Raw genomic sequence first — 16,183 nt, forward strand, 5'->3', positions numbered from 1 at the left:
AGTTCAAACATTCGTCCAGAAAGTTCAAACATTCGTCCAGAAAGTTCAAACATTCATCCAGAAAGTTCAAACATTCATCCTAGAGCAGAATTTACTAGATGCAAGAGTCTCATACCCGATTGGGCATAACCACAGTCAACAAAAAATTTCTCTGTATTTAGTGCCCCATACCCAATACTTCGATTCCTTTCGACTTCGCTCAAGGCAAGTCGCTCAGTACAAGTACCCAATTCCCAGTCCCTTGTATTTGCGATCGCAAACTAACTTAACCTAAATATATGCCTTTAGCAGAGGTAAATTCCAAGGCTATGTTCGATATTTAATTAAATAGTAAATATCAAGAACAACTAAACTCAGTTTTAACTCTACTTGCGATCGCCTTGTAAATTTGTCATTTGCTTATTCTTACAACAAATCTGGCTTTACAGGATTGATTGCAAATGTCCTAGAGTGAGTATCAAAAGTTCTCTGTTTTTACTTATATAAGCTCCTTTGCCTCATTTCAGCTATTAGAAATGAGGCATTTCCTATGTTGCTATACACCCACGCATAATTTTGTCAACGGGAATATAGGCAAAGTGTTAGTACTGCAAGGTATTTTGCTTAACCTAGTATATTAACTTGTGCTTCATCTTTGTATTGCTAGCGATCGCTTTTAGGGACAAGCTTTAATATAGCAATCAATTCAATTAGTTATAAATACTGAGGTTGATTAAGTGGCAAATTTGATTCAATTAATCAAACAAACGGTTTTGTCATTGTTCCCGTTTGCTTATTAAGCAATGCTACTTACAGACTGGAACCACATTTTAGACAACATTTTGCCTGATGAAAGTAGTGAGGCATACATCAGTGATATTTTTGTCAGACCTCTAATAAAAGCACTTGGATTTAATCAGCAAGAGCATTTTTCAGAATTTACTACGGGGAATGGGACAGTAGATTTTGCTGCGCGTAAGAATGTTGACAGTGATATTTTTGCATTGTCTAGGGTCAATCCCTATTTACTGATTGAAGTCAAAGCACCAGCAACAGGAGCAGGAGCAAAATTTAATTTATCAGAAGACACTCCTCAATACATAAATACTAGAGAGCAAATAAAAAGATATTTACTCGCTTCTAAGTGCAACACATCTCAATGGGGTCTTATTACTAATTCAGTTCATATTCAGCTATTTCGGCGACATGGAAAAGTTGTATTTCCTGCAACTCAAAGTATTTTAATTAAAAAAGATAATATTAATGCTATTGTTTCCAATGTAAAAGATTTAATTCACAATCCGCCCAAAGCTTTAACTATTTGTGTTTACAACAACAAAGGAGGTGTGGGAAAAACTACAACAACTGTTAATCTAGCAGCTACTCTTGTACAACAAGGAAAGCGAGTGTTAGTAATTGACTTTGATCCACAGCAAGGAGATTTAACTAAATCTCTTGGTCTACAAGTAAGAAAAATTAGTTTATATGATTGTCTATCCGATAGATATTTAAACATTCACGATACAGTTCAACCATTTACAGTCAAATTTAAATCTGGAAAATTATTACAATTTGACGTTATTCCCGCAGATCCCAAACTGGAAAATTTGACAGAGCAAGACTTAGCTACAAGAATTGAAAAGGGGTCTGCTAGGTTAAAAGATGCTCTAAAAGCTTTTGTGTATGAATATGATTATATATTTATTGACTGTCCAACAAATTGGATGTTTTTTAGTCAAAGTAGTCTCTACGCCTGTGATGTGGTTTTAATACCTACCAAACACAATAATTTAGCATCTCTAGATAATGCAGCTAAAGTAATTAAAGAGTTAGTACCAAAAGTTAAGGCAGCTAGACGAGATGGTGGGCCAATCGCCTTACCTATATTTTTTAATGGTGAAAGTATCACTCCTCCTCAACTTAAAACAGCAACTCAGGAAATTGAAGCCATTATTACAAGAGAAATGCAAGTATCTAAGTTTAATTTACTTCCTTACTTTTGGCCAAAGACTACAAGAGCTAACATTGACAAAACCATATATAGTCTGCCAAGCTATGCGATTGTAGCAAATGCTGCATTTTCTCGAATCCCAGCAGCTTTCAAAAATTCTACAGCTGCTGAATATTATCGTGGTCTAGCTAAGGAGTACTTTATTTTATGAGTGATTTTGATAATATTGGCAAACTAATGCATCTGAAGTTGACTGATATTGAATCTGGAGAGCAGTTTTCTGAATCGGAATTTATCATCAAAGCAGCAGCAGAGTCTATTTTACAAGCTGATGGTCGAAATTGGATTCCTGTTATTGTTAAAGAAATTGCTGACTATCAATATCAAGTTGTTAGTAATCATTTTGTATATGCAGTTGCTCAACAAGCTGAATTAGAGCGGGTATGGTGCATAGTCATCTCACCAGAATCTCAAAGTATTGAGCAAGCCAAAATTTTAGCCAGAGAAGTTTTACCTAAAGTAAATTTGAATACAGCATCACGAGATACTATTCTAGCTGCACTCAGATACTTAATATCAGAACCAAGTAGTGCATTAAAAGGCGTAGATCCTATTGTTGCCACAAACCGAATTACAGAATCTAATCGCAAAACTTGGTCTAACTTTAACCCTATTCTTACCTTGAAATGTGGAATTACTAAAGGTAAAAAGTTGGATACTCTTGCCAAAGTATTCTTTTTCTCACCATCACCAGAGCCAGAGCCTTTACCACCACCAAAAATTGTGAGTATTAAATCTGCATCAAGAGATGAAGTGTTTACTCGTTTGAATTATTTATCAAAATTCCAAATAGATGGTTTTGAAGCAATTGATATAGAAAAATCATCTGATGTTATATTCAGTGCTAGTAAAGGCAAATGGAAAAGCTTAAATACTATCTCTAAACTTGAATGTGGCATTGACACTACAAAAATAAAGGCTCTTAAGAAAGTGTTTAGTCTTTAATCTGATCCACTAATTACAGGAATAACTGACACGATTTTCTCAGCTTCATTTACTCTAATCTCCGCCAGCCCAAACTGTTCAATAACTGCTGCATTTGTTGTCAAATGCCTACTCACTTCAGCCACTCGATAGTGACTTTCTTGTGAAGCTAAAGCGGCCGGCAATAATAACTGATCTGCTAAATGTTCATCCACTGGTGCGCCGGTGTAATGAAACTCAAGCAGTTGCTGACAAGCAATCTCTGCAACTGTTTCCGCCGACAACCGCAAACGCCCAAATCCACCAAAGCCAGTTAAGCTATTCTGATACTCAGCAGTTAAAAAAATACCCGCCCCAGGTGCCACACCTCTTTCTCGTAAAGTCTGTACAGTAACCTTTAAATGAGCTTCCCGTAACAAATTCTCCGCACGATTAGCCATCCGTTGCGGAATATGGGAAGGCAATTCCGTCACCACTGCTAGTCCTCGCACCTGTTGTAAATCGCCCCGTTCCAACAAGTCGATCCCACCGAGTTTACCACCGCCATCTACCTGTAACTCTACCTCGCCCCCACCTTGGGGATACCACCCCCAAGCGCCTAACTTGACTTGGGCTTCTACACCCATGCGTTGCAGTATGGGCAGATAAACTTGCTCAATGTACGTCGCTGTCGGGCTAAAGTTCACATGAGTTCCACCCTTTAGTGTCACCAAGGAATTGCCAGATGCTAGTGCCAAAGGTAAGAGAATTGTTTGAAGAACTAGAGCGATCGCACCCGCAGAACCACCTTGTTGTGCTTTACTAACATCAAAGGTATAAATTCCCGCTTGCACAGCACTACCTGGGATGAATTCTAGCAGCATTGAACCCAAAGCATCACCTCGTAGTTGGGCATTACAAATTCTCGCCGCCGCCCGAACTGCTGTTAAGTGTTGCGCTGCTAATCCTGGCTTTTTGCGTCCAGCGCGAATGCCTGTAATTCGTATGGGTTCGCCGGTAATGGCGGCTAGACTTAAGGAAGTGCGAAGAACTTGTCCGCCTCCCTCTCCGTAGGAACCGTCAATTTCAATCATGGGCGATTATTGGAATGTTGGATTTTGGGTTATCCCCACGGCTGTTAAAATCAAACCACAAATTATAAACGCCTAACAGCTAGCTTTTTAGAGAGAGGTTACACAAATATACAGAGAAATTTCTGATATGTGTTTCTGTAGTTTGCTAATTTTGAGTATGGAATTGAATAACCTTGCTTTTACCGGGGTTCATCAACCCATAAGGATCGACTATTTCTTTAAATTTTAACTGCTCAGGATCGATAAATTTTCTGCCGCCGTCTTCAATAATATACGTATGAGGATTGGCAATACTCACACCCTGTTCTTCGTGATAGCGGATAATTTCATTGAGGCGTTCTTCTGTGGTGTAGCGCACAAGTTGCAATGCACCAGGAACTACGACACCATTCACCCGAAAAAATTCTAAATGCATCATTACCTCATTGCCGAAGTAATTATACATCTGCTCTACTAGTTGCAAACTGCAATCATTAGGAAAGAGACTTTGTAAGTATGTAATCCCAGTATCTACACTCCGGGCAAGTAAGGTAGTGTGGTTCCAGGAAAATTCTGCTAAATGTGTACCTTTAGCTGCTTCCTCAGCTGGTTTTTGATAGGTAATTTGTCCGCCGTATTGCTGCACCAAAGCCGGTAAGAATTCCAAACTCGGTTCAGAAATTATCAAAAATACTGAGTGACTTCCTTCAGGAAGATACTCTTGTACTACGTGAAAATATTGGGAAATTGGGGATGCAAATACAGAAATTAACTTCTTAATCATGCCATCAGCATTACCAATTGCCTGACCAAACTTTGCTGCTGTCATAAAGTCATCAAAGGTGACAATCACTTCTGCCCAAGGATAAGCTGGCCCTAAAGGAATTTCGACTTCAGTGATGATGCCATTAATTCCCCAAGCATGATTTACCTTTTGGACATCATCGCCGCGTAATGCGATCGCACGGGGTTCATCTTCTATAGTTACCACTCGCAATGCTAAGATATTACCGCGATCGGCTAACATACCATATTGGATCGAGCCAATACCCCCACTTCCTCCAGCAATAAATCCGCCAATTGTGGCAGTGCGGTACGTAGAGGGAGCCATACGAATTTCCCAGCCAATTTCTCGTGTTTTTTTATCCAAAGCTGCCAACTTCACCCCAGCTTCCACCCGCGCCACTCCCGGTTTTACCCAAAGAATCTCTTGCAGCCGCGTCATATCCAAAATTACGCCACCGTGCAACGGTACACATTGCCCATAATTCCCAGTTCCCGCACCTCGCACAGTTACAGGTATACGATGTTTTGCACACGCAGCTGCAACTTTTAAAACCTCTGCTTCATTAGCGGGACGCACTACGATATCCCCAACTTTTCCCTCTAATTTCGACACTAACACAGGGCTAAAAGTGTGATAATCCTGGGATAATTTTGCGACTTGAGTAGAGTCAGTAATAGTTTCTATACCTTCTAGAAAATTAATCAGAGCATCTAATTTTGTCGTCATATATATCCTTTTTTAACGCAGAGGAACGCAAAGGTTTACGCAAAGGAACGCAAAGAATTCACTCCTCTGCGAACCTTTGCGCTTCCCTCAGCGCCCCTCTGCGTTTTAAAATCTTCTCATCTTTCACAAAACTTTCATGCCACTTACTCAAAAAGTCAGATAGCGCACTCAAGCAGACAAAAATCAATACTTAGTTTCCTGTGTCTGTGCGTCAATAATTACACTCCAGTCATCGTTTTTCACAGCAGCTTCAAGTTGACGTTGACGTTCGGCTTCACTCGCATCTATTGTTTCTAACTCTTTAGAAAGGGTTGTATCAGCCATTGCTTTCCGCAGTTTTAGCTTTTTCTCTTCGTAGGCTTGAAGTTGGGCTTCTGACATTACCGCCTTAGTCGCTTCACCTACCGTACTAGCCCACATTCTGCAATCAGTTGCATTACCAGGTGGCGTACTTTCAAGTTCTGCTATCCACGCATCTCGCAAATCTTCCATTTCTTGACGCTTGGGAAACTTGAATGCTTGCACGCGTACAAAAGCACACTTTTGCTTGCCATTTTGGCGAAGATGGCCGTTTAGGGAAAGCAACACATTCCGAGAATAGCCAATGTACTGCGTGTGACGTTCTGCATCTAATACTGCGTAAACTCCGGTAATTTTAGCGTTCTGAGCAGCTACACTCCAAGCCTCAAAGCCAATGATTTCAGTACCATTGTTTGCCAGTTCAGGAGTTATACTCACCTCAATGGCGGCGTGTTCGTTGTCAGAACTATACAAAAAATCATGCAGTCCACGGTGGTTTATGGGGACATTTTGATGTTCAATTGGCGGATTGTGCTGAGTTTCCATTGCAATTGATCTCCAAGTTATTAATTAGCGATGTCTACGACGAACTTCTCTACGAGAGGTTACGCCAATGCTTACACAAGCAAATATATGCCCTTAAAATATTGAAGCTTAAATCTACTCACATCTCCAAATCCTCGTTCTGACAAAGCAAAAACAACTATTAAACTTCTTATGAATCAATTGATACCTAAAAATTGGATGTTCATCAAACAGCGACTTACCCCTTATTTATTTTTATTACCCGCCTTAGTTCTTTTAGGCTTAACTGTCTTTTGGCCTGCATTGCAAGCCTTTTACCTGAGCTTTACCAGCTATGAAGACATTGCCCAGCCGCCACAATGGATAGGTTTCGCCAACTTTCTCAAGCTTTGGAAGGATGCAGTTTTTTGGAAAACTTTGGAAAACACTTTTTTATATCTTGTAGGTGTAGTACCAATTTTAGTAATCGCTCCCTTAGTACTGGCAATTTTGGTAAATCAGAAACTGCGGGGAATGAATTGGTTTAGAGCAGCGTACTACACTCCAGTAGTAATTTCAATGGTGGTTGCAGGAATAGCTTGGAAATGGCTGTATGCAGAAAACGGATTACTGAATCAGTTATTTAAAGCTTTAGGTCTTTTTCCAGAAGGTATTCCTTGGCTAACTAGCCCAGCAAAAATTTTTGGCATTGTACCAATTTCTCTTGCCAGCGTCATGGCTGTCACCGTATGGAAAGGATTGGGTTACTACATGGTGATTTATTTAGCAGGGTTGCAATCAATTCCCGCTGATGTGTACGAAGCCGCAGCCATTGATGGCTCTGATGGTATCAGCAAACATTGGGATATTACCATACCTTTAATGAAGCCATATTTAGCCTTAGTGGCAGTAATTTCGGCTATTTCTGCGACCAAAGTGTTTGAAGAAGTCTACATTATGACTCAAGGAGGCCCACTCAGTAGCTCAAAAACGATTGTTTATTATTTATATGAGCAAGCCTTCAATAACTTGGAAATTAGCTATGCTTGCACAATTGGTCTAGTGCTATTTTTGATAATTTTAGGATTGTCAGTTTTGCGATTAGCTATTAATCAGCAAGGTGATGATATCACAATTTAATAAATTTATAAAAATCATTTTCTCTCAGCCCCGATAATCTGAAAATATTCAAATATCGAGAGTGCATGAAAACAGACACGATTTTTTACACCTTATTCCAAACTCTTCCAGGTGTCTTATTTGAACTTTTGGAACAATCGCAAGCTTTAGCATTACACTACGAATTTACCTCAGTAGAAATCAAAGAACTAGCACGTCGCATCGATGGCTTATTCTTACCCAAACCTGAATTTCCAGAAGATACAATCTATTTTGTTGAGGTACAGTTTCAGCGCGATGATGATATTTACTGGCGAATAATCACAGAAGCTTTCCTGTATATCAATCAATATAAACCTCAACGTCGCTGGCAAGCAGTATTACTTTTTGCTCAACGTAGTCTCGACCCAGGTATACCATTCATTTATCAAACATCATTAGCTCCACAGCAAATTCGTATAATTTATTTAGACGAATTAGATAATGTACCATCATCTTCGATTGGGCTAGACGTAATTAAGTTAGTAGTTGCAGCCGAAGATCGAGCCGTACAGCAAGCGAAAAACTTGATAAAACAAGTACAACGAACGGATGAAGCTAACCGTAGCAATCTTTTAGAATTAGTAGAGAGAATGCTTATCTACAAATTTGTAAACAAAAGTCAACAGGAGTTAGAAGCAATGTTTGGATTAACCGATTGGAGACAAACTAAATTTTACCAGGAAGTAAAAGAAGAAACAAAGCAGGAAGTAAAAGAAGAGGTTCGCAAAGAAACAAAACTCAATACTATACCCCGTCTACTTAAGTTGGGTTTAAGTATAGAGCAAATTGCTGAAGCATTAGAATTGGATGTTAAACAGGTACGACAAGCTATTGAGAAGCAAGGAGAAGAGGGAACAGGAAGTAATTCGTAATTGAAGAGATTTATTTAAAATCGCTTTTGATATTCCACTACAGCACGACTGTCATCGGTTAAGTTAGTGGAGGCACGCACGCGAAATTCATTGTTTATCCGGTAATTAATACCCCATTGGAAGGGATCGTTTGTTGTCAAAATTTTAATACTGGAAACGGATATTTTGGAAGAAATGTCAACCCCAGCCTCCGCTGCTAATTCTAAAGTTGAATTGCTTCTTCCAGCTTCGGGATTCTCAGATATCACGGTAGGAAATATCCGCAGTTCGCTTAAGCCAAAGGTACTCCCAATCTGGTTAAAAGCTGACTGAAAATTGTTAAATACAGCCGAACCTGCGATGTTAATCAGGCCTAAAGTACTGTCTGCACGTCCTTGGGTGTCTACAAATCCACCTCCTAAAAGAGCAACAATTTCGGTTTGACTACGTGATGGACTACTTGTTAATTCTAAATTTTCATTTAGTTTGCTAGCTAAACCGTTGATAGTAGCTTCGACTCGAACACTTTCTAACGCTGATAAACCTGTAGAATTTACTCGGCTGAAGTCATTACTTTGAGTTACATCTAGTACTTTGGCAAATAGCCGAATATCTAAGTTGGGGTCGCGGGGTTGAGAAGGACTAAAAGTTGCAGTGTGTTTATAGCCACGAGCAAGGTTAAATTGGGTAGTAAATAAATTTACCCCTCCTTTTTCTAACTGGATGGTGCCATCGGGTATCGGCTGATTGATTAAGCCGTTAACGATGAGATTACCGCTGGCACGAAAGTTGAGAATAGGGTCACGGGTAATTTGGACGTTTTTACCTAGTTCCAAATCTAAATTATTAAATCTGGCGTTAGTATTTCCTACCCCATTCCCAATTTCAGATTTGCTCTGCTTATTATCTTTTGTGGGTGATACGCCAATACTACCATTTTCAGATGTCGTGGCGTCGGTAGATTCTGCCAGCAATACCTTACCATCAAATAAATCTACTCTACCGCCAATTATGGGGTTAAGGGCAGAACCAGTAATCTGCAAATTGCCACTAGCGCCTCCTTGGTAAAGTCCCTTGAGATTCAACGCTAACTGATCGAGATTAACAGTCAGGGGATTTTTGATAGTTACGTTCTCATTGTTGAAGATGGGAATTTCACCAGCGGCTTTTACCGTCCCACGGCTAAATCTACCTTGAAGATTTTCTACTAAGATGCTGTCAAAATTAAACAGAACTCTACCTGTGACACCTCTCAGCTTACGTGGCAAAGCCTGGGCTGAAAAAGTAGCATCATTGACAGTAGCAATTCCCTGTACTTGGGGTTTTTGCAATGTTCCCCGCACTTTGAGGTCTACTTCTCCTTCACCTTTCTCAAATAACACTTGATTATTCAATGCGTTTAACAGCCCCAATCCCTCGTTTTCTAACTTCATATCCAAACTGATTTGATCGCTGTCTGGTGCGACGGAAGCAAAAGGTAATTTATAAGGGATGCTGCCAGTAATATCAACAGGTTTTGGGCCAGCAATTGCTACAGTACTACCAAAGTTTAAGCGTCCGTTGGCATAGCTGAAACTTGCTCTTGCTGACTCTATTTTGCTCTGATTTAGTATTCCTTCGGTGATTTGCAATTCCCCTCTAGCTTGGGGATTAGCAATGCTGCCTGCTAAAGCTGCTGTACCGTTAAGATTACCTGTGATTCCAACTGGTAGTTTGACAACATTATTCAATAGTTGTACCGGAAAATTATTCACCCGCAACTGACCAGATTGTTCATCACCACCAACGTTACCTGTAAAGGCAATCAGTCTGTTTTTAGACTGGATTCGTAATGGTCGCAAACTCAAAACACCATTTTCAAAGCTACCTTCGGCAATCACTCGATCGGCAGTATAAAAACGATTTCGTTCTTCCTTTTTACCCCAGGCAAAATCTTGTCCGTTCAAATTAAAATCCACTGATAATCCATTGGCTGTAGCTGTATTTACAGCCACTTCCCCGTTGAAAGTCCCCTTTAAGTCTGCCAAATCTGGTATTGGAGTGGAATTAAGTCGCTGTTCTTCCTGTTCTGCCACCAAAGCTTCAATTTCAGAAAACCGTTGGATTTGGGTTAATAAGGGTTCATTTGGCGTTCCTTGGGGGTTGGTAGTCAGATCCGCTGCGGTGCCGTAAATTTCTGCCGAACCACCTGGCAAATTTTGTAAATCAAATACCTTGGCTACAGCCAGAACATCTTGGATCTCACCCTGCTTGACGTTCAATTTACCTTGTAATTTAGGCCCTTTAGGGCTTTGAGCCACAGTCCCAACAAGGGCGTAGCTACTTTTTCCTTTGACAAATTCGCTACTAGTGAGTGTAGCTTTACCGTCACCGTAGCGGAATTGAGCAGCTATTCGATCGCCTTTAACCCGGCCAATTTGCGGATTAGCGATCGCTAAATTTCCCGTAGCGGCAAATGTCTGCTGATTAAACAGCAAATCCCCAGTTAACAACCCAGCTATCTTACCAGCACCCAGGCGAGTAATCGGTGGCGGAGTCAAATTCAATATTTGTAAGGGGAAATTGGCAAGTTTCAGCGCCCAATCATTCCCTTGAACATTACCTGTGGCTGATGCTTGCTGCCATTTGACTAAGAAAGATTTCGGGCGATTATTGGCATCTAAATTGAAGTTCAAGCGATCGCTATTACCCGCCAAGTTTAAACTCAAACCACGTCCCTGTTCTGAATTGATGTTTCCAGTTAACAACGGCTCAAAAGCAATATCTTGAACAATCAAGTCTCGTAAGTTGATTTGTCCTACGACATTTGGTAAGGGCAGTTTACCAGTGATTTGACCATTAAAATCTACATTTCCCGCCACAGCAACCTGATTAGGAAGATTGATCGGTAACTGTTTTAAGTTGTAATTCTGCGCTTGGACGTTGAGATTTAGGGCAGTAATTTCCGGTATCCCTGCTGATTTTGCATTGGCTAATATGTTACCAGTCACACTTAAACCGGGAGCAGTGGCTCGCTCAATGGTCAGCCTTTCACCACTCCAAGCGATCGCAGCCGTCAGAGGTCGCTCTAAACCAGGGATACCTTGAGATAATTGCACCTGTCCAGCTGCACGCACATCAGCTAATTTGGACGATCCAAGCGTACCGGCTAATTGCAATTGACCGCCAAACTGACCTCGTAATTGCTGATTGAGCCGATTTAATTCCACACCAGCAGCATCAACTACAGCTTGATAGCGACCATTACCCACTTGGATATTAGAGGCTGTAATATTTCCACCTGCAACATCCAGCCGTCCCTGACCGTTAGCTTGGATAGTTTGTGGTTGGAAAGAATCAACAGAACCCGCCACGTTTACTTGACCAGTTAACTTCCCTCCAAACTGCGGTGGTACTGCTGCCAACTGCCGCACAGGTACATTGGTTGCCTGAACTTGCGCCTGGTATACACCATTACCCACTTGGATATTAGAGGCTGTAATAGTTCCACCCGCAACATTTATCCGCCCCTGACCGTTGGCTTGGATCGTTTGCGGTTGGAAGGATTCAACAGAACCCGCCACGTTTACTTGACCAGTTAACTTCCCTCCAAACTGCGGTGGTACTGCTGCCAACTGCCGCACAGGTACATTGGTTGCCTGAACTTGCGCCTGGTATACACCATTACCCACTTGGATATTAGAGGCTGTAATAGTTCCATCTGCAACATTTATCCGCGCCTGACCGTTGGCTTGGATCGTTTGTGGTTTAAAAGAATCAACAGAACCCGCTACGTTGAACTGACCATTTAATGCTCCTTGGAACTGCTTGGGTACTTTTGCCAACTTCTGCACAGGCACATTCTTAGCCTGAACTTGTGCCTGATATACACCATTCGCTACTTGGATATTAGAGGCTGTAACCGTACCGCCACCAATAGCAAGGCGACCCTCACCACTGCCACGGAAGGTTTTCAGGCTGAAATCATCTCTGCTACCTGCGATTTGGAACGTTCCCGCCAAAGGATTATCTAAAGCTGGGGGAGACTGTTTCAATATTTGTCCCAACCGCACGCCATTAGCTACCAGTTGAGCCGAGAAACTTTGGTTTTGCAGTTGGATATTAGAAACTGCAACTGTACCGCCACCAATTTGAACTCCTGCACCATCACTGCGAATTGTGGCAATTGCAAATGGTGCTGTGCTGCCTGAGAGGATGAGACGACCATTGAATTGTGCCCCAGCCAAAGAGACATTTTGCAGTTGACTTTTGTCTACAAAGGGTTCTAATTTTACGCCAGAGGCAACAGCCACAGCTTGCCAACGCTCATTAAAATAACTACCAGTTGCCCGAACTGTACCACCACTTATATTCAGAGCCACATTACGGAAAGAGACGGTGCGATTTGGAGCGATCGCAACTTCACCAGTTCCGGGGTAAGTTCCATTAGGAGCTTGGAACTGTACCACGGTTTGGACATTGGTAGGAGCGCCAGTTAGTTGAGCTGTAGCAGAGACATTGCCGATTTGAAAGGTAGGTGTTGTTTCGTAGACATTTGCGATCGCATCCCCTGGAACATTCTTGGCAGCGAAATTTAAATCCAGTCGCGGATTTTTACCAAGTCTAATTGTACCAGCGCCCGTGATTTCACCACCAACTTTGGCTTTACCTTGAATATCTTTTAAGGTAATTAAAGAGGAACTAGTAGCAAGCTCAAACTTACTACTGATGCTATTAAAATCAACTTTGTCAATTCTGGCAGTTCGGATTGTGGCAACTGAGCCGGAGAGTATTGGCTCTTTTGTCGATCCGGTAATTTGCAAAGAAGCTTGTACTTGTCCAGCGATCGCTACAGGTAATTTTACCTTGAGAGTCTCCTGGGCATTCGCCAAACTCACCGCATTTACACGCGCTGCTAACTTCAAGCCTGCTTGAGTGTCGACAATTCCCGTAGCTACTAAAGGAATTTTGCCGTAGTTGCTAGTCACATTATTTAACTGCAACTCAGTTCCTTGGAAGTGGAGGTTTCCTTGGCTATTGCTCAACAGTTGCGGAACTTTGGGTATTTGCAGCGTTACCCCTTGCACAGTAGCGTTGCCAAACAATAGAGTTGGCTGTCCTGGTGTCAACCGAACTAACAAATCGCCATTGGCTCGACCCGCCTGTAAGTTAATTGGTAACTTAATCAACCGAGTAATATTCTCAGCCAAAAAATCTTGTGCTTGCACCTGGAAAGTCCCTGCTAGCACCTTAGAACGTGTCTCTCCCTGAATGGAAATATTGCCACCACTGTCTGCTTGACCCCCGACTTCAAACCGGATCAACTGGTTATTTGCTAAAAGTTGAGCAGATCCATTAAGTTGAGAAAATAGCACCGGCAATTGCTGAGTGTTGTTAGCGGTAGCAGGGCGTTTATCCAGTACTGAATTAGAATTTGGGTATTCTCCCTTGCCCCCCTGCCCCCCGGTCACTGAGCGTAGCCGAAGTGCTGCTCCCCGGTCACTGAGCGTAGCCGTTGGCGCAGCCTCTCGTAGAGAAGTGCTGCCCCCCTGCTCCTCTACGCCCTCATCTCCCTCTACTCTCTCATCCGGCATCAAGGCCAGCTTGGCATTACGAAACCGCAGGTAGTCCAAATCGGTTTTAATTGCACTGCTTCCACCTGACGACGTAATGGTAGTGGAAACCCAACGCCCTTGGTCATCCTGATCAATGTAAATATCTGGGTTGACTAAGGTTACATCTAGCTTTAGATGGCGATTAAAAATTAGTTGTAACAGATCGAAACCCACCTCTACAGATTCGACTGTGGCCCGATCTGCATCTGTGGGTGTGGCTGGGATAGCTGAAGCCCCAAACTGTACTCCTGTCAACGAAAATTGTGTGACTCTTCCCAGTTTTACCGGACGGTTGAGTGTAGTAGTCAAACTTTGTTGTGCCAACGGCGTTAACTCTGTTTGGACAAAAGTCCACAACCGCCAAATACCAACGAGAACTCCTAACAGCAAAAGTCCACTCAAGGCAATGCTACCCCGGCTCAACACCAGCAACCACAAACGTTTGCGGATAGGGGAGGGGGAATGAATATCTTGATTGGTAGATTTAGTCATTTGCTTTCACTGTATTAATTGCCGGATCTCGCTGGCACACACAAGCATTAACTGGCACATTGGTTCAGTATGCCATTTCCAGGATACGCCAACTAAACCCAAGACCCCATTGGTTGAGTTACGGTATTTTATCGATCCAATACTTATGCTTAATAATATTGGCGTTTTCAGGAAAATCTGAATAGAGTGAAAATTATTCCTGTGACTTTCCTTGAGGCACAATCTCGAACTTTAATATGAATAAACCTTAAAAAGGACAGATGATTACACCAATGCGTGTTTTTGTGTTAATTTTTAATGCTCGAACGGAAAATGAGGGGATTCACACAATTCGGGAAGGCGATGCCGAAGGCGGCAAGCTACGCAATAAAATTCTGATGTTCGAGTCAGAAGACGATGCGACGCGCTTTGCCCTGATGTTAGAAGCTCAGGATTTCCCCGCACCCACACCGGAGCCGATGGATGCTGAAGAAATCAAGGAATTTTGCGAAAGTGCTGGATATGAATGGGAAATCATCCCAGAAAACAGCAATTTAGTTGTAACTCCCCCAGAACTTAACGTCGAAAAAACTGACTGGCAAGAAGATGCCCAGAAGGAGGATACTGTTGAAGACACTTTCCCTCTCAATCAACAGCCGCTAGAAGAACCAGAATTGTCTGATTCTGAATTAGAGAAGATGCGTCGCAAATTGGAAGGGTTGTTGTAAGTAGTCATTAGTCATTAGTCATTAGTCATTAGTCATTGGTGATTAGCCATTGGTCGCTAACTGACTAATGACAACGGACATAGATAGATGCCCAAAGAAAGGGCGGCGTAGGCTAGAACAAAAGACAAATGACAAATGACAAAGGACAAATGACAAATGACAAATTTGCAAGAACGCGGGCATCTTTTAACTGAGCTGGTCAATCCTAATAGTCTGAACTTAGACCAGCTTAGTTCCCTAGAATTGGTGGAGTTGTTTAATGACGAAGACCAAAAGGCTGTCGCAGCAGTTGCAGCAGCGAGAATTCAGTTAGCAGAGGCAATTGAGCGCACCGCAGAGCGTTTGCGTCACGGAGGACGCCTATTTTATATCGGTGCGGGTACAAGTGGCAGGTTAGGGGTGTTAGATGCTGCTGAGTGTCCACCTACTTTTTGTACACCCCCAGAGTTGGTACAGGGGATTATTGCTGGTGGTGCTGGCGCACTAGTACGCAGTTCTGAAGATTTAGAAGACAGTATTGAAGATGGTGAGGCTGCGATCGCTGGGCGGCACATTACCCAATTAGATGTCGTAGTTGGCATTACTGCTGGTGGGACAACGCCTTATGTCCACGGTGCGCTTCATGCTGCTCGTCAGCGAGGAGCCATAACTATTTTTATCGCCTGTGTTCCTGCTGAACAAGTTAGCTTTGATGCCGATATTGACATTCGCTTATTAACAGGGCCAGAAATAATCGCCGGTTCAACTCGCCTGAAAGCGGGTACAGCTACTAAATTAGCTTTAAATATCCTTTCTAGCGGCGTAATGGTTAAACTAGGCAAAGTTTATGGCAATCGCATGGTGGATGTAGCAGTAACAAATCAAAAATTACGCGATCGCGCTTTGCGAATTTTGCAAGACCTCACAGGTTTAAGTCGGGAAGCTGCTGGTTTTTTACTAGAACGTAGTGGTAAATGGGTTAAGCTGGCGTTATTGATGCACTGGACTGGTTTGGAAAAAGACGAGGGCGATCGCCTTCTTTCAGAACACCAAAGTAATCTCCGGGCAGCTATTATCAGCTATCAAAACCACAAGCAACCTTGAATAAATTGTCTA

Annotated in this window: 11 protein-coding genes; 7 read left to right on the forward strand and 4 right to left on the reverse strand. The window is 42.2% G+C overall.

Annotated features, from left to right (window positions below):
- The 3 genes from RMZ42_RS17590 to RMZ42_RS17600 all read left to right on the forward strand — a co-directional run.
- Nucleotides 1-274: hypothetical protein (locus RMZ42_RS17590; protein WP_322672594.1), on the forward strand; the 274-nt coding region annotated here is incomplete at its 5' end.
- Between the two features lie 508 nt (nucleotides 275-782).
- Nucleotides 783-2,141 carry an AAA family ATPase gene (locus tag RMZ42_RS17595; RefSeq protein ID WP_322672595.1) on the forward strand — a complete coding sequence of 453 codons (1,359 nt, stop codon included), beginning with the start codon at nucleotides 783-785 and terminating at the stop codon, nucleotides 2,139-2,141.
- Nucleotides 2,138-2,935, forward strand: coding sequence for a Rho termination factor (locus tag RMZ42_RS17600; RefSeq protein WP_322672596.1), 798 nt, complete (start codon nucleotides 2,138-2,140; stop codon nucleotides 2,933-2,935). The genes RMZ42_RS17595 and RMZ42_RS17600 overlap by 4 nt, the downstream gene beginning before the upstream one ends.
- Here the strand turns inward: RMZ42_RS17600 and rtcA are convergent.
- The 3 genes from rtcA to RMZ42_RS17615 form a co-directional block, all read right to left on the reverse strand.
- Nucleotides 2,932-3,987, reverse strand: coding sequence for an RNA 3'-terminal phosphate cyclase (rtcA, locus tag RMZ42_RS17605; RefSeq protein WP_322672597.1), 1,056 nt, complete (start codon nucleotides 3,985-3,987; stop codon nucleotides 2,932-2,934). The genes RMZ42_RS17600 and rtcA overlap by 4 nt on opposite strands.
- Nucleotides 3,988-4,132: 145 nt before the next feature.
- Nucleotides 4,133-5,479: an FAD-binding oxidoreductase gene (locus tag RMZ42_RS17610; RefSeq protein ID WP_322672598.1), complete on the reverse strand. Its 1,347-nt coding sequence runs from the start codon at nucleotides 5,477-5,479 to the stop codon at nucleotides 4,133-4,135.
- Between the two features lie 183 nt (nucleotides 5,480-5,662).
- Nucleotides 5,663-6,325: a GIY-YIG nuclease family protein gene (locus RMZ42_RS17615; protein WP_322672599.1), complete on the reverse strand. Its 663-nt coding sequence runs from the start codon at nucleotides 6,323-6,325 to the stop codon at nucleotides 5,663-5,665.
- 171 nt (nucleotides 6,326-6,496) lie between these two features.
- Between RMZ42_RS17615 and RMZ42_RS17620 the strand changes: the two genes are divergently transcribed.
- A complete protein-coding gene (locus RMZ42_RS17620) occupies nucleotides 6,497-7,423 on the forward strand; it encodes a sugar ABC transporter permease (RefSeq protein WP_322672600.1) in 927 nt (308 codons plus the stop codon).
- A gap of 65 nt (nucleotides 7,424-7,488) precedes the next feature.
- On the forward strand, nucleotides 7,489-8,316 hold the full coding sequence (locus tag RMZ42_RS17625) for an Rpn family recombination-promoting nuclease/putative transposase (RefSeq protein WP_322672601.1): 828 nt from the start codon (nucleotides 7,489-7,491) through the stop codon (nucleotides 8,314-8,316).
- 14 nt (nucleotides 8,317-8,330) lie between these two features.
- On the opposite strand, the gene RMZ42_RS17630 is transcribed toward RMZ42_RS17625, so the two are convergent.
- Complete coding sequence (locus RMZ42_RS17630) at nucleotides 8,331-14,381, reverse strand: translocation/assembly module TamB domain-containing protein (protein ID WP_322672602.1); 6,051 nt, start codon at nucleotides 14,379-14,381, stop codon at nucleotides 8,331-8,333.
- A gap of 260 nt (nucleotides 14,382-14,641) precedes the next feature.
- On the opposite strand from RMZ42_RS17630, the gene RMZ42_RS17635 reads away from it, so the two are divergent.
- Nucleotides 14,642-15,088 carry a DUF3110 domain-containing protein gene (locus RMZ42_RS17635; RefSeq protein ID WP_322672603.1) on the forward strand — a complete coding sequence of 149 codons (447 nt, stop codon included), beginning with the start codon at nucleotides 14,642-14,644 and terminating at the stop codon, nucleotides 15,086-15,088.
- Nucleotides 15,089-15,244: 156 nt separating this feature from the next.
- Nucleotides 15,245-16,171, forward strand: coding sequence for an N-acetylmuramic acid 6-phosphate etherase (gene murQ / locus RMZ42_RS17640; protein ID WP_322672604.1), 927 nt, complete (start codon nucleotides 15,245-15,247; stop codon nucleotides 16,169-16,171).
- Nucleotides 16,172-16,183 lie beyond the last annotated feature (12 nt).

It is taken from the genome of Nostoc sp. DedQUE05 (assembly GCF_034530955.1).
GTDB lineage: Bacteria > Cyanobacteriota > Cyanobacteriia > Cyanobacteriales > Nostocaceae > Nostoc.